Origin of the sequence: Amycolatopsis sp. NBRC 101858, assembly GCF_030269325.1 — a bacterium.
GTDB lineage: Bacteria > Actinomycetota > Actinomycetes > Mycobacteriales > Pseudonocardiaceae > Amycolatopsis > Amycolatopsis ponsaeliensis.
Genome location: NZ_BSTD01000001.1, coordinates 680,933 through 701,316, shown reverse-complemented (window position 1 = coordinate 701,316; position 20,384 = coordinate 680,933). Strand labels below are relative to the sequence as shown.

Sequence of the window (20,384 nt, the reverse complement as noted above, 5' to 3'; positions counted from 1 at the left end):
GGTCCTAGAGTGCTCCCGTGGCTCGAAAAGACGGCAGGAACGACGACCAGCTCCGTGACATCAAGATCACCCGGGGGTTCCAGAAGTGGCCGGCGGGGTCGGTGCTGATCGAATTCGGCAACACGCGGGTGCTGTGCGCCGCGAGCGTCACCGAAGGGGTGCCGCGCTGGCGGGCCGGGTCCGGGCTCGGCTGGGTGACGGCCGAGTACGCGATGCTGCCGTCCGCGACCAACACCCGCGGTGACCGCGAGTCGGTGAAGGGCCGGATCGGCGGGCGCACGCACGAGATCTCGCGGCTGATCGGCCGTTCCCTGCGCGCCTGCATCGACCTGGCGGCGCTGGGCGAGAACACGATCGTCATCGACTGCGACGTCATCCAGGCCGACGGCGGCACCCGCACGGCCGCGGTGACCGGTGGGTACGTGGCCCTGGCCGACGCGATCACGTGGCTGGGCGCGGCGAACCGCCTCAACGACCCGCAGCCGCTGTCGTCGTCGGTGGCGGCGGTGAGCGTCGGCGTGGTCGACGGCCGGGTGCGCCTCGACCTGCCGTACGAGGAGGACTCGCGCGCCGAGGTCGACATGAACGTGGTGGCGACGGACGCGGGCACGCTGATCGAGGTCCAGGGCACCGGCGAGGGCGCGACCTTCGCGCGGTCCACTTTGGACAAGATGCTGGACCTGGCCCAGGCGGGCTGCGAAGAGCTGACCCGGCTGCAGAACGAGGCGCTGGCGCTGCCGTACCCGGGCGAGCTGCCGGAACCGCGTCCGGACAAGAAGAAGGGCTCGAAGTGACGAAGCTGCTTCTGGCCACGCGCAACGAGAAGAAGCTGGGTGAGCTGCGGCGGATCCTTGCCGCTGAAGGAATCTCCGGCCTGGAGGTCATCGGGCTCGCGGACGTGCCTTCGTTCCCGGAGGCTCCCGAGACCGCACCGGACTTCGAGGGTAATGCGGTGGCGAAGGCCCGCGACGCGGTGGCGGCTTGCGGGTTGCCGGCCATCGCGGACGACTCGGGTATCGCGATCGACGCGCTGAACGGGATGCCGGGGGTGCTGTCGGCGCGGTGGTCGGGTGGTCACGGCGACGACGAGGCGAACCTCAATCTGGTGCTGGGGCAGCTCGGGGACGTGCCGGACGAGCGCCGAGGGGCCCAGTTCGTCTGCGCGGCGGCGTTGGTGCTGGTGTCGGGCGAGGAGACGGTGGTCCGCGGCGAGTGGCGCGGGACCATGGTGCGTGCCCGGCGGGGGGCCAATGGGTTCGGGTACGACCCGATCTTCCAGCCGGACGGCGAGTCGCGGACGTCGGCGGAGATGGAGCCGGCGGAGAAGGACGCGGTTTCACACCGGGGCCGGGCTTTGCGGGCGCTTCTCCCGGCACTGCGGGAACTCGCCGAGAGCTAAACCCCGAAGACGTCCGGGGTCACCGCGTGCGGTGGCCCCGCGTCGACCTGGGTCGCGACGTCTCGGGTCCACAGCTCCACCACGTGCCCGTCGGGGTCCGTCACATACGCCGAACGCTGGCCAGGCGCCGACGGGTCGTCGCCGAAGTACACCTCGTCCACCGAAACACCCTGGGCGCGCGCCCGGGCCACCGCTGCCGCGTAGTCCTCCTCCGACACCGTCATCGCGAAGTGGACGTGTGCTCCCGGGCGGGCTCCCGCGATGCCCACGAACGGCTTCCACAGGCCGATGCGGGTGCGGTCGCCGGACTGGACCCACACCGCCTCGCGGCCCTTCCACGCCGGGTCCTCCCAGCGCAGCACCACCGGCAGCCCCAGCACTTCGGTGTAGAAGCGTTCGGACGCCTCGAGGTCACGGGCTTCCAGCACCAGCTCGGTGACGCCCTTCGTCAAGTCGGTCATGGGACCATGCTGGAACCTCCAGGAAACTGGAGGTCAAGTCACTTGTCGCTCGGGCCGAGGATCGCCACTTCGCAGTCGTGTTCGATCTTGTCCGCGTTCGGGGGCTGCGCATCGCTCGAGTACGTCCACGGGGACTCGTCGTTGTCCGGGGTCTCCGCCACGTGCATGCCCTTGTCGTTCATGCACTGGACCCACTTGTGCATGTTGTCCTGGTACGCCGGGTTCTCGCGGTCCATGCCCCACGGCAGCAGCGGCAGCTTCGACCGGCACGCGTCGCCCGCGTCCTTGTGGTCCGCGCTCCACTTCTTCGCGCCCTCGATGCTGTTCGGCTGCGTGTCGACGTCCGCGTTGTGGTCCTTCATGCACGTGCGCCACGGCTCGATCAGGCGGTTGGACTCCTCCGCCGTCTCGTCGACGCGGTGGCGTGGGCGGCCGCCGTCCGCGTCCGTGGACGGCGCGGCGGACGCCGCAGAAGACGACGCGGGCGTCGAGAGCGAAGCCACCTGCGGAGGCGCCGGTGGCGGGGACGAACACGCGGCCAAGCCCAGGAGCAGAGCGGGAACAGTCAAGAGACGAAGAGCCATGAACGAAGCATGACCGGCGCTTTTCAGGAACTCGTCAGCACGCCGTGAGCGACTCATGCCAGCGCCTGCGTCGGTGGCATCCGCGCGGCGCGCAGCGACGGGTGCAGCCCCGCCAGCCCGCCCACCACCAGCGCTCCGAGGACGCCGCCCGCCACCGCGGGAAGGGGGATCACCGGCGGCCAGCCCTGATAAGTCGTGTAGCCCAACGTCACGAGCACGCCCAGCACCGTCCCCGCGCAGCCGCCGAGTCCCGAAAGAGCCACGGCTTCGGTGAGGAACTGGTCGCGGATGTGCCCGCGCGTCGCGCCCAACGCTCGTCGCAAGCCGATTTCGCGACGGCGTTCCAGCACCGACACGAACATCGTGTTCGCGACGCCCACCCCGCCGACCAGCAGCGCCACGCCCGCCAACCCCAGGAACAGCGCGGAGAACGCCGTCTGCGTCGCCTGTTTCGCCGCCAGCGCGTCCGACGGCCGCGACACCTGCACCAACCCGGGTAACGAGGGGTTCAGCGTCGCCGGCAGCACCGCGCGGACGTCGGCGATCGCGTCCTCGCGCGCCTTCACGTACACGACCGTCGGGTGCCCGTCGAAGCCCAGGAACCATTTCGCCGAACCCCATCCGACGAGCACCGCGCGTTCGACGTCCGGCGCGAGGGGCATCGGCGCGAGCACCCCGGTCACCGTGTACCAGGTCGTCCCGATCAGCACGACCGGCGGCGGCTGTCCCGGCACCACGCGCGGGATGCCGAGCCGGGCCGCGGCGACGTAGCCCAGCGCCACGACGGGCAGGTCCGAAGCGTCGAACCGTCCCGATTGGACAGTGCCGTTCAACGCCGGCAGCAGATCCGGGGACGCGGCCAGCACCGCGAGTCCCGAGCCGTCCTGGGGGTCGACGCGGTCCGACCGCCGGACGACGGCGTGCGTGTTCGCGACGGCCGCCGCCGTGGTCACCGGCCCGATCCGCCGCACGCTCCCCACCGCCGACTCCGGCAGCACCACCGGCGGCGTCTGGTTCGGCTGCGGTTCGGCGCGCAGCATGTTCGTCCCGAGCGCGGTCAGCCGGTCGAGCAGCGCCGCCTGGCTCGACGCGGGAATGCCGGTGACCAGGATCAGCGTCGCGATGCCGAGCGAGATCCCCAGCGCGGACAGCGCCGCCCGCAGCGGCCGCGTCCGGATCCCCAGCAGGCCCACGCCGAGCACGTCGGCGGGCGTCACGCCGTGTCTCCCACGATCCGGCCGTCGCGGAACTCGACGCGCCGGGGCAGCCCGGCCGCGATGTCCCGGTCGTGCGTGATGACGGCGATCGTCGTGCCCTCGGCGTGCAGGCCGGTCAGCAGCTCCAGCACGGCCTGCCCGTTCGCGGTGTCCAGCGCGCCGGTCGGCTCGTCGGCCAGCACCAGCGCCGGGTCGTTGACGACGGCGCGCGCGATCGCGACGCGCTGGCGTTCGCCGCCGGACAGCTCGTGCGGCCGGTGGGAGACGCGGTGCCCGAGCCCGACCCGGCCCAGCGCGTCCAGGGCGAGTGGCCGACGTCGGCGGCGCGGCACCCCGGCGTACAGCAGCCCGGTGGCCACGTTGTCCACCGCGGACAGCCCGTCGGTGAGGTGGAACTGCTGGAACACGAACCCCAGCCGGCGCCCGCGCAGCGCGGACAGCTGCCGGTCGGACAACGACGTGACGTCATCGCCGCCGACCTCCACCGTGCCCGACGTCGCGCGGTCGAGCGTCCCGGCGATGTGCAGCAACGTCGACTTCCCGGAACCTGACGGCCCGACGATCGCCAGCAGCTCGCCGTCGGACACGCTCAGCGTGACGTCGTCGAGCGCGACGACGTCGCCGGGATAGCGCTTGCTCACCCCGCGCAGGGCCAGCACCGGCGTCACGACGTCGTCACCACCTTCAGGCCCTCGGTGATCCCCGCGCCGCTGATCTCGACGAGGTCGCGCGCGAACATCCCGGTCTTGACGGCTTTCAGGGTCCCGTCCGGCAGTTGCACGGCGTACCCGCCTTCGCGCAGCGCCAGCAGCGCGCCGACCGGCACCGCGAGCACCCCGGCGTGCGTCTCGGTGGCGATCCGCACCTCGACCGCCGCCGAATCGAGGTCGGCGACGGACTTCGGGTCGTCGGGCGCGACCGTGACGTTCACCTTGGGCGGCCCCTGCGGCCCACCCTCCGGCGTTCCCGTGACGTCGGTGCTCACCGACGTCACCTTGGCCGGGACCGTCGTGCCGTCCGGCCGGGCCACGGTCACCGGCGCACCGGTCTTGATCGCCGCGACGTCCGAAGCGGCCACCGGCGTGACGACCACCTTGGTCGTGGCGCTGACCGTCAGCAGCGGCTCCGCGACCGGGTCGCCGGGCTGCGCGGTCACCGAGTTGACCCGCACCGGCCCGGGCAGGACGAGGACCTGGCCGACGTCGAGCGTGCCCGTCTCCTCGAGCCCGGCCTTCTTCTGCCACTTCTTCAGGACTTCGCCGAACGTGAACGTCTTGGGGTGTCCCACTTTGTAGCCCAAGGCGGCCAGGTTCGCGGCGACGACGGCGACGTCCGGGCCGGTGAGGTCCGGGTTGTCGAGCTTGCGGAACAGCGGGGTGTCGCCGAAGAACACCGGCACGCCCCGGCCGTCCACTGAGTACAGTGCCTTGCCGCGCTGGGCGACGTCGCCGACGGCGGGCAGCTTCGTCACGGTCCCGGATCCGGTGCCCTTCACCGGGACCGGCGTCCCGAAGCCCAGGGTGCCGGTGAACGACTGCGTGTTCGCCAGGTCGGTCTTCCGGACGGCGACGGTGGCCACGGCGGGCGGCGCCGCGGCCGGGGCAGCGGTCCCGCGGCCGTGGTCGACGACGAAGTACGTCGTGGCGCCCAGCACGGCGAGCACGGCGACCGCCGCCCACCGGCCACCCGATCGGGTTTTCATGGCGTCACGCTCGCAGCGGAATGTCAGGGACCGGTCAGGAAACCGTGGTCTTCCGGTAGCCGCGCTTATGCTCGGGATCATGTGCGCCCACATCGTGCTGGCCGAGGACGACGCCAAGCAGGCGGAGCTCGTCCGGCGCTACCTCGAGCGGGAGCGCCACACCGTGGTCGTCGTCGGAGACGGCGCGGACGCGCTGGACCTCGTCCGCCGGCACCCGCCCGACCTGCTCGTGCTCGACGTCATGCTGCCCGGGGTGGACGGCCTGGAGATCTGCCGGACGCTGCGGGCGGAGTCCGACCTGCCGGTGCTCATGCTCACTGCGCGGTCCACAGAGGACGATCTGCTCGCCGGGCTCGACCTCGGCGCCGACGACTACGTCACCAAGCCGTTCAGCCCGCGCGAGCTGATGGCCCGGATCCGGACGCTGCTGCGGCGGGCCGCGCCCGCCCGGCCCGGCAGCGGCGTCGCGCGCGTCGGCTCGCTGACCGTCGACCCGCTGCGCCACGAGGTGACCGTCGACGGGCGGCCGATCGACTGCACGCCGGGGGAGTTCCGGCTGCTGGAGCTGATGGCGGCCCAGCCCGACCGCGTCTTCACCCGGGGCCAGCTGCTGGAGCACCTGCACGGCTTCGACCGGTTCATCACCCAGCGCGCGATCGACGTCCACGTGATGAACCTGCGCAAGAAGATCGAGGCGCAGCCGCGGCGCCCGGCGCGGCTGCTCACCGTCTACGGCGTCGGCTACAAGCTGACCGCGGGCGCCGATGCGCCGTAGCCTCCTCCTGCGGTTGTTCGTGTTGTCGGCGCTGGTCGCGGTGGCGTCGATCGCCGCGACCGCGTGGCTCGCCGCGCGCACGACGTCCGGCGCGATCCAGCAGGAGCAGGGCCAGGCCCTGGCCGACGACGGGAACATCTACCGCGGGCTGCTGAAGTACGCTGCCACGCACCCGAGCTGGCACGACGTCGGCGACCAGCTGCGCGGCACCGCCGCGACCACCGGCCGCCGCATCGCCTTGACGCTGACCGACGGCACGCCGATCGCGGATTCGGCCACCGACGGACGGCCGTTGCCGCTGCGGCCCTCGATCGTCGTCGACCCGCTGTCGGTCGACTCCGGGCTCGGCCAGGACACCACCGCCGACCGGATCGACCCGGACGCGGTCGGCCCGTACGCGCTGCCCGAGGCCGACCGCGCGAACCTCGCCGCCGTCGCCCAGCGCGTGCTGCGGTGCGTGCAGGGCCGCTCGGGCCTCGGCTCGGTCGAGACGTCGCCGGGCGGGCACCCGCGGATCGAGGGCGCCGACCCGTTCGTGCTCTCCTCCTGCAACGGCACCGCGCTCAGCCGGCCGACGAAGACCGAGCAGACGGCGCTGGACCAGCTGTCCACGCTGGTCAACGCCTGCCTGAACCGGGGCCCGGAGTCGAAGCCGCTGGCCCAGGTGCAGGTCCTGCTCGACTTCACGTGGGTGCACAAGGGCGTCGCGGCCGAGGAGTCCGAGCAGGCCGTGCGGTCGTGCCTGAACGCGGCGCGGCGCGAGCAGCTGACGCCGTTCGTGGCGCCGGCGGCGTCGCTCTACCTCACCGCGCCGTCGGGCGAGCCTCCCGCGGGCTTCACGCTGTCGCCGGAGAACCAGGTCCGGCTCTTCCAGGTCGCCGGCGGGATCCTGCTGCTGACGCTGCTGGTCACGGCGTTCGCCGGACTCCGGCTGATCCGCCCGCTGCGGGCGCTCACCGGCGCGGCGCAGCGGATGGAGGCCGGCGAGAGCGGCGCGCAGGTCAAGGTCCGCGGCCGCGACGAGATCGCGCGGCTCGGGACGGCGTTCAACGCCATGTCGGCCAGCCGCGAGCGGCTCGAGGAGACCCGGAAGGCGATGGTCAGCGACATCGCGCACGAGCTGCGCACGCCGCTGAGCAACATCCGCGGCTGGCTGGAAGCGACCCAGGACGGCATCAGCCGGCTCGACGACGAACTGGTCGACTCGCTGCTCGAGGAGGCCGTCCACCTGCAGCACATCGTCGACGACCTGCAGGACCTCGCGCTCGCGGACGCCGGTGCGCTGCGGCTGCACCCGGAGCCGGTCGACGTGGCGGCGCTGCTGGCCCAGGTCGTGGCGGCTTTCCGGCCGGCGGAGGTGTCGCTCACGGCCGCGGCCGGCCCGCTTTCGCTGACGGCTGATCCGGTGCGGCTGCGGCAGGCGGTCGGCAACCTGGTGTCGAACGCCGTCCGGCACACCCCGGCCGGCGGCTCGGTGGAGGTCCGCGGGCGCCGGGACGGCGACGACGTCGTGATCGAGGTCGCCGACACCGGCGCCGGGATCGCCGCCGAGGACCTGCCGCACGTGTTCGACCGGTTCTGGCGGGCGGACAAGGCCAGGACCCGGACCACCGGCGGCAGCGGTCTCGGGCTGGCGATCGTGCGGAAGCTCGCGGAAGCCCATGGGGGAACGGCGACGGCGGAGTCCGTGCCCGGTCAGGGTTCGACGTTCACGCTGCGGCTGCCCGCCGGTACCGCGGCTGGGTGATCGCCGTCGTGAACTGCGGGCCGAAGAGGACCGCGCGCGGTCAGGCGGTGATCAGGAAGCCAGGCCCAGATCGCGGATCAGCTTCGCCACGTGCCCGGTCGCGCGGACGTTGTAGAAGGCGTGGGCGATCTTGCCCTCGGCGTCGACGACGAACGTCGAACGGATCACGCCCAGGTACGTCTTGCCGTAGTTCTTCTTCTCGCCGTACGCGCCCCACGCCTCGATGACACCCTTGTCGGGGTCGCCCAGCATCGGGAACGTCAGCTTCTCGTTCTCGACGAACTTCGCGAGCTTCGCCTGCTTGTCCGGCGAGATGCCGATGACCTGGTAGCCGGCGTCGTTCAGCTCCGCCAGGTTGTCGCGGAAGTCGCAGGCCTGCTTGGTGCAGCCCGGAGTGCTCGCCGCCGGGTAGAAGTACACGACGACGGACTTGCCGCGGAAGTCGCGCAGCGAGACGTCCTTGCCCTCGCTGTCGGGCAGGGTGAAGTCCGGGGCTTCGTCGCCGGGGGAAAGTCGCTCGGTCATGGACCCGAGCGTAGCGTCAGGCCGGACCGCAGTAGGTGACCGCGGCGGCCTCGGTCGCGCTCGGGCGGATCTGCAGCCGCAGCTGCGTCGGCTCCTGCGGTACCGCGAACGCGAGGGTGACGTGCACCGTGCGGCCGGGCTGGACGTCCTTGCCCGCGTCGGCGATGCCGGTGAACCCCTGGGTCGTGTCCACGACCTGCTTGACCGGGGCACCCGCCGCGGTGGCGGTGACGGTGAGGCCCGAGAGCTTGTACGTCGTCGCGCCGTCGTTCGTCAGCTCCACGTCGAAGGCCGCGCCGCGCGGGCCGCGCGGGTACGCCGACGCGCTGGGCTTGAACGACTCCGGCGAGCCGACCGAAATGGTGACGCCGCTGGCGAACCGGTGGTCGGCGCCGAACTTGAGGTCGTTGCCCGCCTGCGCCGCGCTGGCGCCCGCCTGCCCGCCGCCCGCCCCGAGGGCCGCGGTGCCCTCCTGCGCCGAAGGGACCCCGCACGCCACCGCCAGGGAAAGCAGTCCTGTGGTGAACATGATCTTGCACGTGCGCGCGAGCGCCATCGCGGGTACTCCAGTCGGCGGGTCGGGGGTGCCGTTCGGCAACGGGGCGTGCCGGGCGAACCCGCTCCACTCTGGCCGTGATCGCGCGTGGTTACGAGCGGACACGGGGGGTTGTCGCGCACCTGGTGCCGCGCCGTGGCCAATCCGTGACCGGAAAGGCACGGGTGGTGACAATCACCGTCGATATGCCACTTAAACCGCGAGTGCGAACAGCAGGATGAAGATCGCCACGCCGACCACCCACGACGCCATCAACCAGCCGAAATCCCGGATCGGGTCGACCGCGCGGCTCTCCTCGCCGGGCACGTAGACACCGCGCTCCTCGAACCAGTCGGCCCAGCGGGTGAACCAGCTCAACGGGCTGCGCGACGACATGCTTCACCTCCGGGCACCGGCTTCCCCGTCACAGTACGGGTACGGCCGCGCGCACGGAAAGGCGCGTGACCGCTCACCGCCCGTGACACCACGTGCCACGGGCGAGTGAACGACGACGTCGCTCGTGTAGATCGTCAGAGCACTCCGTTGCGCTGCAGGATCGAGACCGCGCGGACGGTCGCGTAGCCGCGCCATTCGAGCTCCGCCGCGGGCGAATAACTCGCGTAGTCGACCCGCCAGCCGCCGTCGTCCTGCTGCCCGTCGGCGAGCCGCTGCAGCTCCGCGTCGATCACGGCGTCCTTGAACAACGCGCGGGCCGGGCGGTCCGGCAGCGGCGCGAAGTCCAGTGCCCGCAGCGTTTCCCCGTCCGAACCGCCGGCCACCGGGACGAGGCCGTCGGGCGAGACGTACGCGGCCAGCCGGTCCAGGAGCGGGGCCGCCTCCGCGTGGAAGTCGTGGGCCGCGTCCACGGCGCCCACCGCGAAGGACAACGCGATCGCGTGCGGCGCCTCGGTCAGGGCGCGGATCTCGCGGAAGCAGTACTCCGTCGCCGCGGCGAGCCACGGGTGTTCGCGCACCGCCTGGTCGGTGCGGGCGACGCGCAGGGCGACCCCGGTGGCGAACGCCGTGCTCTGCAGCGTGGCGACCGCAGGGTCGGCCTGGACCCAGAAAGGCGCGCAGCCCGCCGGATCCGCCACCGGCAGGGCGAAGGGCAGCCCGCCGTCCGGTGTGGACACCGAGGCCAGCCAGTCGCAGAGCAGGGCCGCGTGCGGAGTGGGCCCGGTCTCTTCGAACACCTCGAAGGCGTGGAGGGCGCCACCGGGCTGGCTCTCCGGCGCCCGCAGGTCGGGCTCGAGGCCCCAGCCGTAGCCCCCGTCGGGATTGCGGTAGCCGTCGACGGCGGCCAGCACGGCGTCGGCGTTCGGTTCGCCGCTGAGCAGCTCGAAGCGGCGTCGGTCGAGGAGCCGGGCGTGCGTCGCCATGAACGACGCCGCCGCGGAAAGGTTCACAGCCATGCGCCCAGCGTCGCACCGCGGTCCCCGCGCGTCTTGAACGGATCGGACCTCACGGCAGCCGCGGCCCGGCGGGGGCGGCGGCCGCACGCAGCCGCGCCGCGTCCTGGCCCGGCGGGGCGCCGAACAGGCGGCGGTACTCGCGGTTGAACTGCGATGGGCTGTCGTAGCCGACGAGGTGCCCGACGCCCGCGATGTCGCCCGCGTCGGCCAGCAGCAGCGAGCGGGCCTCCTGCAGCCGGATGCGCTTCTGGAACTGCAGCGGGCTCATCGCCGTGACCGCGCGGAAGTGCCGGTGGAACGCCGACGGGCTCATCCCGCTCAGCTTCGCGAGCTCGTCGACGCGCATCGGCTCGGTGTGGTTCTCGCGGATCCACCGGATCGCCCGGCCGACGTGCGCCAGCCCGCTGTCGGCCAGGCCGATCTGCCGGACCAGGCCGCCGTGCGGGCCGGTCAGCAGCCGCCAGAGGATCTCCCGCTCGATCAGCGGCGCGAGCACGCGTGCGTCGGCTGGGTGGTCGAGCAGCCGCACCAGCCGGACGACGGCGTCGAGCAGCTCGGGGCTCGCGTCGCCGGTCGCGATCGGTGACGCCGGCGGCGTGCGCGAGAACCGGCCGGGCGGGGCTTCGAGCAGCAGCGGGGCGATGGCCGCGGGCCGCAGGGCCAGCCCCACGCCCAGCGCGGGCGTCTGCGGCGTCGCGCCGACGAAGTGGCCGGTCACCGGCAGATCGGTGCTGACCAGCAGGTACTGCCCGGCGCGGTACTCGTGCACCTGCTCGCCGAGCAGCAGGCGCTTGCCGCCCTGGGCCATCACGACCAGGAGCGGCTCGGCCAGCGAGTGGTGCGGCTCGCTGGTGTCCACTTCGGACAGCAGCAGGCCCGGGATCGGCGTGCGCAGGTCGGCGCGCGCGTGGGTGGCGACGAGGTCGCGCAGCTCGGTCAGCACTCTTCAAGGAAAGCACGACGCTTTGCCGGTGACAATCGAAGTCGGCAGGATCGTGCAAGAGTCAGCGTCGATCGATCTACCGTCGAGCTGGGGTTCCACGGTTTCCTGGTGGTGGTCAATCCGACACCTGAGGAGAGTTCCATGCCACTCGACCACTACGTCACCCTCGGCCGCTCCGGGCTGCGCGTCAGCCCGTTCGCGCTCGGCGCGATGACCTTCGGCGAGGACCCCGGCGGCGCCGGCTGCAGCGTCGAGGAGTCCGAGAAGATCCTGCAGACCTACCTCGACGCCGGCGGGAACTTCGTCGACACGGCCAACTTCTACACCAACGGCCACTCGGAGAAGATCCTCGGCGACTTCTTCGCGGCGCGGCCGGGCCTGCGTTCGCACGTGGTGCTCGCGTCGAAGTTCTTCGGCAACATGCACCCGGGCGACCCCAACGGCGGCGGCGCGGGCCGCGGGTCGATCATCGCCCAGCTCGAGGAGTCCCTGCGGCGGCTGCGGACCGACCACCTCGACCTGTACTGGCTGCACAACTGGGACCGCCACACGCCGATCGAGGAGACCCTGCGCACCCTCGACGACCTCGTGCGCGCGGGCAAGATCCGGTACGTCGGCTTCTCGAACACCCCGGCGTGGGTCACGGCGCAGGCCCAGACGACGGCGCTGCTGCGGGGCTGGACGCCGCTGGTCGCGCTGCAGGTCGAGTACTCGCTGCTGGCGCGGACGGTGGAGGGGGAGCTGGCGCCGTTCGCGCTCGACCAGGGCATCGCGCTGACGCCGTGGAGCCCGCTGAAGAACGGCTTCCTGTCGGGCAAGTACCGGCGCGACACGTCGGTGACGGACTCCGCTCGCACGGCGTTCGTGGGCGGTCCGTCCGACGAGGAGTACGCCGTCATCGACGTCGTCGCTTCGATCGCTTCGGCACTGGAGACGACTTCGGCGGCGGTTTCCCTGGCGTGGCTGCGTGCCCGGCCCGGGACGGTGGTCCCGATCGTCGGCGCCCGGCGGCTGGAGCACCTCACCGGCAACCTGGCCGGCCTGGACGTGACGCTCTCGGCGGCGGACCTGGCGCGCCTGGACGAGGTTTCGGCCCCGGCGCTGGACTACCCGGCCCCGATGCACGGCGCCCAGCGCGCGATGCTCCAGTTCGCGGGCACGACGGTCGACGGCGAACCGTCCACTGTGTACCCGCCGCTGCTGCAGAGCGACGTGCGCTACTGACCTTCGAGGCGGGCGAGGACTTCGTCGAGGCCGCGCTTCGTGGGGACGTCCCGCATGGTCGCCCGGAACTGCTCGTTGATGCCGCCGGGCGTCATGTGCTGGGCGGCGAGCTCTTCGATGGTCCCGTCGTGGTGGGCGAGGGTGCGGCCGAGTTCGCCGTAGACGTGGGCGATGTAGGCGTCGGCGTCCGCCGGTTCGACGCCGTGCCCGGCCATCCAGTCCGCGATGGCGGCGAGCTGCCCGAGGTGCGCGGCGAAGGTGGCGGTCGCGGCGCTGAAGGTGGCGAGGGTCGCTTCGTCCGCCGGGACGACGACGTCGCCGACGCTCTCGAAGAGCGCCCGCGCGGAGGCGTCGTCGGGGAACATCGCGGTGCGGCTGGCCCGGCGGCTCGCGGTCGGCAGCGGAATGGACCGGACGATCCGCGTGGCCGGGGCGACCCGGTCCGCGAGCAGGCTCAGGCGGACGCCGGCGACCGCGCTCACGACGACGTGCCCGGGACGGAAAGTAAGGTCCGCCAAGACATCCTGGACGACCTGCGGGCGCACGGCGACGACGACGGTGGTCGCGCGGTCGAGCACTTCCTGGTTGCCGCGGCAGACCTCGGCGTTGGGGAACCGCGCGGCGAGGTCGTGCGCGATGTCGTGGTTGCGCGGCGAAAGGAAGACGGCGGGCGGCTCGGCGACGCCCGCGCTGAGGCCTTCGACGATGGCGGCGGTGATCTCGCCGGTACCCACGAACCCGTACGACTGCATGGCGAACCCTAACCGCGGAAGGTGCGCCGGTAGGTGTCCGGGGGCACGCCCACCGTGCGGTTGAAGTGCCTGCGCAACGTCGTCGCCGTGCCCATGCCGACCGCCGCCGCGATCGTGTCGATCCCCGAGTCCGTCCGCTCCAGCAGTTCCTGCGCGCGGCGGATCCGCTGGACCAGCAGCCACTGCAGCGGCGTTGTGCCCGTCGCCGCGTGGAAGTGGCGGGTCAGGTGGCGGGTGCTGACCTTCGCCTGGCGGGCCAGGTCCTCCACCGTCAGCGGCTGGTCGAGCCGGGCGGTGATCCACGGGAGCAGCTCCGCGAGCGGGTGGTCGTCGCGGGCGGGGACCGGGGCCGACACGTACTGGGCCTGGCCGCCCGCCCGGTGCGGGGGCACCACCAGGCGGCGGGCGACCGCGTTGGCCGCCGCCGGGCCGTGGTCGGCGCGGACCAGGTGCAGGCACAGGTCCATCGCCGCGGCCTTGCCCGCCGACGTCAGCACGCTGCCGTTGTCCACGTACAGCACGTCCGGGTCCACCGTGACCCGCGGGAACCGGGCGGCGAGGACGCCGGTGTGCGCCCAGTGCGTCGTCGCGCGGAGCCCGTCCAGCAGCCCGGCCGCGGCCAGCACGAACGCGCCCGTGCAGAGGGACGCCACGCGCGCGCCGGCCGCGTGCGCCGCCCGCACCGCCTCGATCAGGTCGGGCGGCGGGTCCGCGTCGACGTCGGCCCAGCCGGGCACGAGCACCGTGCCGGCGCGCGCCAGCCGGTCGAGCCCGTCGTCGGGGTCCAGGAGGAACCGGCCGACCCGCACCGGGCCGGAGCCGCACACGGCGAAGTCGTACCGCGGATCCTCGCCGAAGACCTCGGACGCGATCGTCAGCTCGAACGACAGCATCCCGTCGGTGGCGGCCAGCGCGACTGCGTGCATGTCCGAAAGTGTACGCATCCCGTCGTTCCGGACACTGTCACCGAAGCGAAACCGTCGCGAGGATGGCGTCATGACTTCGGTACTGGTGTACGGCGCCTACGGCCACACAGGGCGCTTCGTCGTGGCTGAGCTGCGCAGACGCGGCTTCGAACCCATTCTGTCCGGCCGCGACGCGGCCCGGCTGCCGGGCGGACGGCCGGCGTCGGTCGACGACCCGGCGTCGCTCGATCGCGCGCTGGACGGCGTAGCGGCCGTGATCAACTGCGCGGGCCCGTTCGCGGCGACGGCCATCCCGGTGGTCGAGGCCGCGGCCCGCGCCGGCGTCCCGTACGTGGATGTCGCGGCCGAGATCGAAGCCAACCTCGACACCTTCGCGCTGGACGTCGACACCGTGGTGGTGCCCGCGATGGCGTTCTTCGGCGGCCTGGGCGACCTGCTGGCCACCGCGGCGATGGCCGACTGGACGGCGGCGGAGGAGATCCACGTCGCGTACGGGCTGAGCGGCTGGCACCCGACGCCCGGGACCCTCGCGGCCGGGCGGGTGTCCCGGGAACGCCGGGGCAGCAAGCGCATCCGGTTCGCGGGCGGGCGGCTGGAGCACCGCGACGACGCCTTGCCGACGCTGGAGTGGGCGTTCCCCGAGCCGCTCGGCACGCGGCCGGTGCTCGGCGAGTTCTCGATGGCCGACATCGTGACGATCCCGCGTCACCTGGCGGTTCCGTCCGTGACGTCGTACCTGACGGTCGACGCGGCGAACGGCCTGGCGGCGGCCGCCGAGCGCGACTCGGCCGAGAGCTTCGTGGTCGACGTCGTGGTGCGCGCCGGCGGCGAAGAGCGCCGGGCCGTCGCCCGCGGGGAGGACATCTACGCGGTCAGCGCGCCGCTCGCGGTCGAAGCGGTGGACCGGATCCTGAGTGGACGGACGACGGCGAAGGGCGTCGCGACGGCGGGGGAGATCTTCGACGCGGCCGACTTCCTGCGCGCGCTGGCCCCGCGCGTTTCGGTCGAACTCAGCTGAGCGTGGCGCCGCGGTAGCCACCGGGGGTCGTCGCGTACTCGCGCCGGAAGGCTTTGGCGAAGGCGAACGCCGACCCGTACCCGACGGCGGTGGCCACTTGCGCCAGCGGCTTGTCGGTGTCGCGGAGGAGCCGCGCGGCGGTCGTCATCCGCCAGCGGGTGAGGTAGGTCAGCGGCGGCTCGCCGACGAGGGCGGTGAACCGCCGGGCGAACGCGGCGCGGGACAGGCCGGCGGCGGCACCGAGCTGTTCGACGGTCCAGGCGCGGGCCGGGTCGCTGTGGATCGCGGCCAGTGCCCGGGCCGTCACGGGATCGGCGAGGGCACCCGACCACCCGGGCGCGCCGGCGGTCTCGCTCAGCCAGGCGCGGAGCATGTAGACGAGCAGGGCGTCGACCAGCGAGGGCGCCACGACGGCGGCCCCGGGCGGGTGCGCGTCGAGCTCGTCGCCGAGGAGCTGCACCATCGCGCGCAGCCCGGGATGCCGACCGGGCACGGCGGGCAGGTGCACGACCTCGGGCAGGTCTCGCAGGAGCGGGTGCGGCCGATGCCGCCGCAACCGGTAGGCCCCGCAGACGATCGTCGCGCGGGCCCCGGAGCCAGGGAGCGAGACGCGCCCGAAGGGCGTAGCGGGCGAAGGACGCGTAGGCCGGAAGTCGACCAGAGCGGCGCCGGGCGCAGAGGTCATGGCGTGCGGAACCCCCCGGCCGAGCAGGACGACATCCCCCGCCCCGAGCGCAACCGGCTCGAACTCCGGACCCCCAACCAGCGGAGCCAGCCAGGCGGTACCGGCCAGCACAACGTGAAAGGCGGCACCGGTGGTGTGATCGAACCGCAGCCCCCAAGGCGCACAGGCCTCGGTGTGAGCGGCAACGGGCGTACCGGCACGCAGGGCGGCAAGAACATCCGCAAGTACATCCACAGGCCCACCCTAGCGAGACGCTGGGACAACACAACGCGCGTTTGAGCCATTCACCGTCTCACCAAAGATCCCTAACTTGAAGAGATGACGGTGTGGATCGAAGGAGCAACAGGCAAGGCCGGCCGCAGAGTGGCAGAGGCACTGACGGAGGCGGAGGTACCGATCCGGGCAGCAAGCCGCCACCCCGCCCAGCCAACCGCCGGGGCAACCCCGGTGCGGTTCGACTGGTACGACAAGAGGACCTGGGCACCAGCGGTGGGCAGGGCGGAGACGGTGTTCCTGAAAGGCCTGGACAGCGACGACAAGGCAGCGGCAATCATCAAGAGCTTCCTGGCCACGATCCCGCAGGTGAGACAGGTGGTCTTGATGTCAGCGGCAGGAGTCGACCGAACCCCGGACCACGCACCCCGCCGAGCGGTAGAGCTGGCAGTCCAGCACTCAGGCAAGCAGTGGACGATCCTCCGCCCAAGCTGGTTCATGCAGAACTTCGACGAGGACGAGTGGGTCTTCGCAAGGGCCCTACGCGAGAAGAACGAGCTCTACGCAGGAAGCGGCAAAACCAGGGTCGGCTTCACGGACACCCGCGACCTGGCAGAGGCGGCGGTGAAGGTCCTGACCACCAAGGGCCACGAAGGCCGCAGCTACACGATCACAGGCCCAGAGCAGCTGACCTTCGGAGAGGTCGCAGAGGTCCTGGCAGAGACATCAGGCCGCCCCATCCACCACAAAGACGCAACGGAGGAAGAGCACCGCAGGCACTTCGCAAGATCAGGCCGCCCCGAAGCATGGATAAACCACATGCTGCACCTGTTCACCTTGGTCCGAGCAGGAGTATTCACCGAGCTGACGAACGACTTCGAGCACCTGACAGGCAGAAAACCCCGAACGCTGAAGGCGTACGCAACCGAAAACTGGCAGCCAACAAGCCAAAGGTGACCACGAAGGGGGTCCGGGGGCGAAGCCCGCCGGGCGGGGTCTGGGGGTTGCACCCCCAGAGAAGACGACGAAGCGAAAGTCCGGCGCAGGCGCGAAGCGCCGAGCAAGGACTGAAGCGAGTGGGCCCGGAGAGACTCGAACTCTCACTGGCACGGACCTAAACCGTGTGCCTCTGCCAATTGGGCTACGGGCCCTCAGCATCCGGAAGCGTAGCGTGCGGCGTGGCCGGTGCGGCGGCGGTGGGGCGGTCGACTAAGTTGGGTTGTGGAAGTCCCTGCGGCGAGGAGGACACGTGGCCCGCGATCCCGAGACGATCGAGCGTGAGATCGAGCAGGCCAGGACGGCCTTGGCCGCGACGCTGGATCAGCTGACCGTCAAGGCCGACCCGAAGAAGCTGGCGGAGTCGGCGAAGGACGGCCTGCGTGCCAAGCTGGACAATCCGAAGGTCAAGTACCCGCTGATCGGCGGGGGCATCCTCGTGCTCGTCCTGTTGGTGCGCAAGCTGCTCAAGTAGCGCTAGGCGCGGGCCTCGGCCGCTTTCTCGGCGGCTGGGGCCGGCTCGGCGGCCGGTTTGCTCTCCTCGACTGCTTTGGGGAGCTGTTTGCTCGGGGGCAGCGCCGGCTTCTTCTCGGCGGCCGGCGCTGCCGGCGCCGGGGTGGTGTCCGGGGCTTTCTCGGTGGTCTGCTGCTTCGGCACGCTGCCGGGCGGCGGGACCTCGAGTGGCGCTTGCTTCGGGAGCGTCAGCCGGGCCGTCATGTATGTCTGGGTGAAGTCGAGCGCGCTGCCGTTGAGCAGGTGCACGACGGTGTTCCTGCCGTCGCCGCCGAGTTCCTCCACCAGCTGGTCGGCTCGGTCGCGCGCGGCGATGATGCCGGGTGCGCGGGCGGTCAGCTCCTTGCCGCGGCCGCTGACCGTGATCGCCCAGTCGGCGTCCTCTTGGACGTACGTCGCCGTGATCGCTTCCACCATCTGCCTCACGCCCCTCTCCATGCCTTCACAACCGTGACGCGGTCGGTGCGATTCCATGACGCTGCTTTTCGGAACCGCGCTGCCGCGCCCCCTCTCGGCCGTGAAGGTCCAGCACACTTTCTACCGTGTCTTGAGTACCGTAGAGCAACTCTGTGTCACACGACACGACAGCGCTGAGTAACGACCGAATGGCCTAATGCACGCGCAGGTTACCGTGCACGGTGCCGGAGGCCGCTCCACAGCACGTCCATGGCGTATTCGGTGGCCATTTCGGGGCTCACCTCATCGTGTCGTTCGCACCAGATCGCGAGCCGTTCGCAGGCGCCGACGACGAATTCCGCGGCGGCTTCGGCCCGCAGGTCGTCGCCGCTGTCGAAGTGGCCGCTCATCAGGGCGGCGATCAGGTCGGTCTGCTGGCGCCGGGTCTCCTCGACCTCGTCGGCGGCCGGCGTGCCGATCAGCGCCATCTCGTGCCGCAGGAGCGACCACGCCTCGCGTCGTTCGCGGATGAAGACGAAGAAGGCCAGCAGGCCGCGGCGCAGTGCGTCCTCGGCGGTCTCCGCGCCGACTGTGGCCTGTTCGGTGACCTCGCGCAGGACCGAGCGTGACTCGCGGATGCAGGCCAGCAGGAGGCCTTCCTTCGAGTTGAAGTACTCGTAGAGCATCGGCTTGGAGACGCCCACGAGTTCGGCGATCTCGTCCATGGACGCCGCCGCGTAGCCGCGGGCCGAAAACACCTGCTCGGCGACCTCGACCATCTGCCGCATCCGCTCGGCCCGGGGCATGCGCTTGCGCTTCGCGGTGGTCACGGGCGACACTCTACCGGTAGTAACCTACTCTGAGTAAGCTGGACGACGGGTAACAGGCAAACCGGGAGGCGCGATGGGCAACCGCACGGAGACCGGGGTCGTCATCGTCGGGACCGGGTTCTCCGGTCTCGGCATGGCGATCCAGCTGCGCAAGGAGGGGCGTGACGACTTCGTCATCCTCGAAAAGGCGCACGACGTCGGCGGCACGTGGCGGGACAACAGCTACCCCGGGTGCGCGTGCGACATCCCGTCGCACATGTACTCGTTCTCCTTCGAGCAGAACCCGGGCTGGTCGCGGGCCTACTCGCCGCAGCCGGAGATCTGGCGGTACATGCGCGAGGTCGCCGACAAGCACGACCTGCGCCGCTTCGTCCGCTTCGGGCAGGAGATGACCGGCGCCCGCTGGGACGCCGACGAGAACCGCTGGCACGTCGCCACGAGGGACGGCGACGAGTTCGTGGCGGCCGCGCTGGTCGCCGGGGTCGGGGCGCTGCACCTGCCGCAGATCCCGGAGCTGCCGGGGATCGAGAACTTCGCCGGCCCGGCGTTCCACTCGGCGCGGTGGCGCCACGACGTCGACCTGAAGGGCAAGAAGGTCGCCGTCATCGGCACCGGCGCCAGCGCGGTCCAGTTCGTGCCGAAGATCGCGCCGGAGGCGGGGGAGCTGACGCTGTTCCAGCGCACGCCGCCGTGGATCATGCCGAAGGCCGACCACGAGATGTCCGGGCGCACGCGGGCGCTGTTCAAGGCGTTCCCGCCGGCCCAGCGCGCCTACCGGAACCTGCTCTACTGGCTGCTCGAAGCCCGCGCGATCGGCTTCAACGGCCAGTCGTGGGTGATGAAGATCGGGCAGCGCCTGGCCAAGCGCAACATCGACGGCGCCATCAAGGACCCGGCGCTGCGCCGCAAGGTCACCCCGGACTACACCATGGGCTGCAAGCGCGTGCTCATCTCCAACGACTACTACCCGGCGCTGGCCCGGGACAACGTCGAGGTCGTCACCGACGGCGTCCAGGAGGTCCGCGAGCGCAGCGTCGTGGACGCCGCGGGCGTCGAGCACGAGGCCGACGTCATCGTCTACGGCACCGGCTTCCACGTCACCGACGCCTTCGACGACCTGGAGATCGTCGGGCGCGAGGGGCGCAACCTGGGCAAGGAGTGGGCGACCGAGGGGATGCGGACGCACCTCGGGATCACCGTCGCCGGCTTCCCGAACCTGTTCTTCCTGCTCGGCCCGAACACCGGTCTCGGGCACAACTCCGTCGTGTTCATGATCGAGGCGCAGATCTCCTACGTCGCCGAGGCGCTGCGGCTGGCCCGGGGCAAGGCCATCGAGCCGAAGCCCGAGGTGCAGGAGCGGTTCAACGTCGCCATCCAGCGCAAGCTGGCGAAGGGCATCTGGACGCGCGGGGGCTGCAAGAGCTGGTACCTGGACGCGAAGGGCGTCAACCGGACGATCTGGCCGGGCTTCACCTGGCGGTACTGGCTGGACACGCGGAAGGTGCGGCGCGAGGACTTCCTGGTCGGCTGA

24 protein-coding genes and 1 tRNA gene are annotated in these 20,384 nt (G+C 71.7%); 9 read left to right on the top strand and 16 right to left on the bottom strand.

Features of this window, described 5'->3' with window-relative positions:
* Positions 1-17 precede the first annotated feature (17 nt).
* Positions 18-794: a ribonuclease PH gene (gene rph / locus QSK39_RS03235; RefSeq protein WP_285476163.1), complete on the top strand. Its 777-nt coding sequence runs from the start codon at positions 18-20 to the stop codon at positions 792-794.
* Positions 791-1,399, top strand: a complete 609-nt coding sequence (rdgB, locus tag QSK39_RS03230; protein ID WP_285476162.1) for an RdgB/HAM1 family non-canonical purine NTP pyrophosphatase — start codon at positions 791-793, stop codon at positions 1,397-1,399. Before rph ends, rdgB begins: the two co-directional genes overlap by 4 nt.
* Here the strand turns inward: rdgB and QSK39_RS03225 are convergent.
* From QSK39_RS03225 to QSK39_RS03205, 5 genes are read right to left on the bottom strand one after another with little or no spacing between them, the layout of a single operon-like run.
* Positions 1,396-1,860 (bottom strand): VOC family protein, encoded by a 465-nt coding sequence (locus QSK39_RS03225; RefSeq protein ID WP_285476161.1) that lies wholly within the window; start codon positions 1,858-1,860, stop codon positions 1,396-1,398. The genes rdgB and QSK39_RS03225 overlap by 4 nt on opposite strands.
* Positions 1,861-1,898: 38 nt before the next feature.
* Positions 1,899-2,444, bottom strand: a complete 546-nt coding sequence (locus QSK39_RS03220; protein WP_285476160.1) for a hypothetical protein — start codon at positions 2,442-2,444, stop codon at positions 1,899-1,901.
* Positions 2,445-2,497: 53 nt separating this feature from the next.
* The gene (locus tag QSK39_RS03215; protein WP_285476159.1) at positions 2,498-3,661 is read right to left on the bottom strand and encodes an ABC transporter permease; all 1,164 of its coding nucleotides are present in this window, start codon (positions 3,659-3,661) and stop codon (positions 2,498-2,500) included.
* Positions 3,658-4,329 (bottom strand): ABC transporter ATP-binding protein, encoded by a 672-nt coding sequence (locus tag QSK39_RS03210; protein WP_285476158.1) that lies wholly within the window; start codon positions 4,327-4,329, stop codon positions 3,658-3,660. Before QSK39_RS03210 ends, QSK39_RS03215 begins: the two co-directional genes overlap by 4 nt.
* A complete protein-coding gene (locus QSK39_RS03205; RefSeq protein ID WP_285476157.1) occupies positions 4,326-5,363 on the bottom strand; it encodes an efflux RND transporter periplasmic adaptor subunit in 1,038 nt (345 codons plus the stop codon). The genes QSK39_RS03210 and QSK39_RS03205 overlap by 4 nt, the downstream gene beginning before the upstream one ends.
* Positions 5,364-5,442: 79 nt before the next feature.
* On the opposite strand from QSK39_RS03205, the gene QSK39_RS03200 reads away from it, so the two are divergent.
* Positions 5,443-6,138, top strand: a complete 696-nt coding sequence (locus QSK39_RS03200; protein WP_285476156.1) for a response regulator transcription factor — start codon at positions 5,443-5,445, stop codon at positions 6,136-6,138.
* The gene (locus tag QSK39_RS03195; protein WP_285476155.1) at positions 6,128-7,885 is read left to right on the top strand and encodes a sensor histidine kinase; all 1,758 of its coding nucleotides are present in this window, start codon (positions 6,128-6,130) and stop codon (positions 7,883-7,885) included. The genes QSK39_RS03200 and QSK39_RS03195 overlap by 11 nt, the downstream gene beginning before the upstream one ends.
* Before the next feature lie 51 nt (positions 7,886-7,936).
* Here QSK39_RS03195 and bcp read toward each other — a convergent pair whose 3' ends face one another.
* The 5 genes from bcp to QSK39_RS03170 form a co-directional block, all read right to left on the bottom strand.
* A complete protein-coding gene (gene bcp / locus QSK39_RS03190) occupies positions 7,937-8,410 on the bottom strand; it encodes a thioredoxin-dependent thiol peroxidase (RefSeq protein WP_285476154.1) in 474 nt (157 codons plus the stop codon).
* Between the two features lie 16 nt (positions 8,411-8,426).
* A complete protein-coding gene (locus QSK39_RS03185; RefSeq protein WP_285476153.1) occupies positions 8,427-8,966 on the bottom strand; it encodes a hypothetical protein in 540 nt (179 codons plus the stop codon).
* Between the two features lie 192 nt (positions 8,967-9,158).
* On the bottom strand, positions 9,159-9,341 hold the full coding sequence (locus QSK39_RS03180) for a hypothetical protein (protein WP_285476152.1): 183 nt from the start codon (positions 9,339-9,341) through the stop codon (positions 9,159-9,161).
* Positions 9,342-9,475: 134 nt separating this feature from the next.
* On the bottom strand, positions 9,476-10,357 hold the full coding sequence (locus tag QSK39_RS03175) for a hypothetical protein (protein ID WP_285476151.1): 882 nt from the start codon (positions 10,355-10,357) through the stop codon (positions 9,476-9,478).
* 49 nt (positions 10,358-10,406) lie between these two features.
* Positions 10,407-11,300, bottom strand: a complete 894-nt coding sequence (locus QSK39_RS03170; protein ID WP_285476150.1) for an AraC family transcriptional regulator — start codon at positions 11,298-11,300, stop codon at positions 10,407-10,409.
* Positions 11,301-11,441: 141 nt separating this feature from the next.
* Here QSK39_RS03170 and QSK39_RS03165 point away from each other — a divergent pair, with 141 nt between their 5' ends.
* Complete coding sequence (locus tag QSK39_RS03165) at positions 11,442-12,524, top strand: aldo/keto reductase (RefSeq protein ID WP_285476149.1); 1,083 nt, start codon at positions 11,442-11,444, stop codon at positions 12,522-12,524.
* On the opposite strand, the gene QSK39_RS03160 is transcribed toward QSK39_RS03165, so the two are convergent.
* Entirely contained in the window at positions 12,518-13,276 is a 759-nt protein-coding gene (locus QSK39_RS03160; protein WP_285476148.1) for an NAD(P)-binding domain-containing protein, read from the bottom strand. The genes QSK39_RS03165 and QSK39_RS03160 overlap by 7 nt on opposite strands.
* An 8-nt stretch (positions 13,277-13,284) precedes the next feature.
* Positions 13,285-14,202, bottom strand: coding sequence for a helix-turn-helix domain-containing protein (locus QSK39_RS03155; RefSeq protein ID WP_285476147.1), 918 nt, complete (start codon positions 14,200-14,202; stop codon positions 13,285-13,287).
* 70 nt (positions 14,203-14,272) lie between these two features.
* Here QSK39_RS03155 and QSK39_RS03150 point away from each other — a divergent pair, with 70 nt between their 5' ends.
* Positions 14,273-15,220 (top strand): saccharopine dehydrogenase NADP-binding domain-containing protein, encoded by a 948-nt coding sequence (locus QSK39_RS03150; protein WP_285476146.1) that lies wholly within the window; start codon positions 14,273-14,275, stop codon positions 15,218-15,220.
* On the opposite strand, the gene QSK39_RS03145 is transcribed toward QSK39_RS03150, so the two are convergent.
* Positions 15,213-16,139, bottom strand: a complete 927-nt coding sequence (locus QSK39_RS03145) for an AraC family transcriptional regulator (RefSeq protein WP_285476145.1) — start codon at positions 16,137-16,139, stop codon at positions 15,213-15,215. The two genes, QSK39_RS03150 and QSK39_RS03145, sit on opposite strands and share 8 nt — an antisense overlap.
* An 84-nt stretch (positions 16,140-16,223) precedes the next feature.
* Between QSK39_RS03145 and QSK39_RS03140 the strand changes: the two genes are divergently transcribed.
* Complete coding sequence (locus QSK39_RS03140) at positions 16,224-17,075, top strand: NAD(P)H-binding protein (protein WP_285476144.1); 852 nt, start codon at positions 16,224-16,226, stop codon at positions 17,073-17,075.
* Between the two features lie 120 nt (positions 17,076-17,195).
* Here the strand turns inward: QSK39_RS03140 and QSK39_RS03135 are convergent.
* Positions 17,196-17,269, bottom strand: a tRNA-Leu gene (locus QSK39_RS03135).
* A 98-nt stretch (positions 17,270-17,367) separates the two neighbouring features.
* On the opposite strand from QSK39_RS03135, the gene QSK39_RS03130 reads away from it, so the two are divergent.
* Positions 17,368-17,589 (top strand): DUF3618 domain-containing protein, encoded by a 222-nt coding sequence (locus tag QSK39_RS03130; protein WP_284745720.1) that lies wholly within the window; start codon positions 17,368-17,370, stop codon positions 17,587-17,589.
* Positions 17,590-17,591: 2 nt separating this feature from the next.
* On the opposite strand, the gene QSK39_RS03125 is transcribed toward QSK39_RS03130, so the two are convergent.
* Positions 17,592-18,044 carry a hypothetical protein gene (locus tag QSK39_RS03125; RefSeq protein ID WP_285477919.1) on the bottom strand — a complete coding sequence of 151 codons (453 nt, stop codon included), beginning with the start codon at positions 18,042-18,044 and terminating at the stop codon, positions 17,592-17,594.
* A 209-nt stretch (positions 18,045-18,253) separates the two neighbouring features.
* Positions 18,254-18,853, bottom strand: coding sequence for a TetR/AcrR family transcriptional regulator (locus QSK39_RS03120; protein ID WP_285476143.1), 600 nt, complete (start codon positions 18,851-18,853; stop codon positions 18,254-18,256).
* Between the two features lie 73 nt (positions 18,854-18,926).
* On the opposite strand from QSK39_RS03120, the gene QSK39_RS03115 reads away from it, so the two are divergent.
* Positions 18,927-20,384 (top strand): flavin-containing monooxygenase, encoded by a 1,458-nt coding sequence (locus QSK39_RS03115; protein WP_285476142.1) that lies wholly within the window; start codon positions 18,927-18,929, stop codon positions 20,382-20,384.

Bases quoted from the DNA above. Each gene is read 5' to 3' on its own strand.
- QSK39_RS03200 (WP_285476156.1), top strand. From the start codon at position 5,443: ATGTGCGCCCACATCGTGCTGGCCGAGGACGACGCCAAGCAGGCGGAG.
- QSK39_RS03180 (WP_285476152.1), bottom strand. From the start codon at position 9,341: ATGTCGTCGCGCAGCCCGTTGAGCTGGTTCACCCGCTGGGCCGACTGG.
- QSK39_RS03225 (WP_285476161.1), bottom strand. From the start codon at position 1,860: ATGACCGACTTGACGAAGGGCGTCACCGAGCTGGTGCTGGAAGCCCGT.
- QSK39_RS03160 (WP_285476148.1), bottom strand. From the start codon at position 13,276: ATGCAGTCGTACGGGTTCGTGGGTACCGGCGAGATCACCGCCGCCATC.
- QSK39_RS03175 (WP_285476151.1), bottom strand. From the start codon at position 10,357: ATGGCTGTGAACCTTTCCGCGGCGGCGTCGTTCATGGCGACGCACGCC.
- QSK39_RS03165 (WP_285476149.1), top strand. From the start codon at position 11,442: ATGCCACTCGACCACTACGTCACCCTCGGCCGCTCCGGGCTGCGCGTC.
- QSK39_RS03205 (WP_285476157.1), bottom strand. From the start codon at position 5,363: ATGAAAACCCGATCGGGTGGCCGGTGGGCGGCGGTCGCCGTGCTCGCC.
- QSK39_RS03220 (WP_285476160.1), bottom strand. From the start codon at position 2,444: ATGGCTCTTCGTCTCTTGACTGTTCCCGCTCTGCTCCTGGGCTTGGCC.
- QSK39_RS03115 (WP_285476142.1), top strand. From the start codon at position 18,927: ATGGGCAACCGCACGGAGACCGGGGTCGTCATCGTCGGGACCGGGTTC.
- QSK39_RS03125 (WP_285477919.1), bottom strand. From the start codon at position 18,044: ATGGTGGAAGCGATCACGGCGACGTACGTCCAAGAGGACGCCGACTGG.
- QSK39_RS03195 (WP_285476155.1), top strand. From the start codon at position 6,128: ATGCGCCGTAGCCTCCTCCTGCGGTTGTTCGTGTTGTCGGCGCTGGTC.
- QSK39_RS03185 (WP_285476153.1), bottom strand. From the start codon at position 8,966: ATGGCGCTCGCGCGCACGTGCAAGATCATGTTCACCACAGGACTGCTT.
- QSK39_RS03140 (WP_285476144.1), top strand. From the start codon at position 16,224: ATGACGGTGTGGATCGAAGGAGCAACAGGCAAGGCCGGCCGCAGAGTG.
- QSK39_RS03150 (WP_285476146.1), top strand. From the start codon at position 14,273: ATGACTTCGGTACTGGTGTACGGCGCCTACGGCCACACAGGGCGCTTC.
- bcp (WP_285476154.1), bottom strand. From the start codon at position 8,410: ATGACCGAGCGACTTTCCCCCGGCGACGAAGCCCCGGACTTCACCCTG.
- QSK39_RS03155 (WP_285476147.1), bottom strand. From the start codon at position 14,202: ATGCACGCAGTCGCGCTGGCCGCCACCGACGGGATGCTGTCGTTCGAG.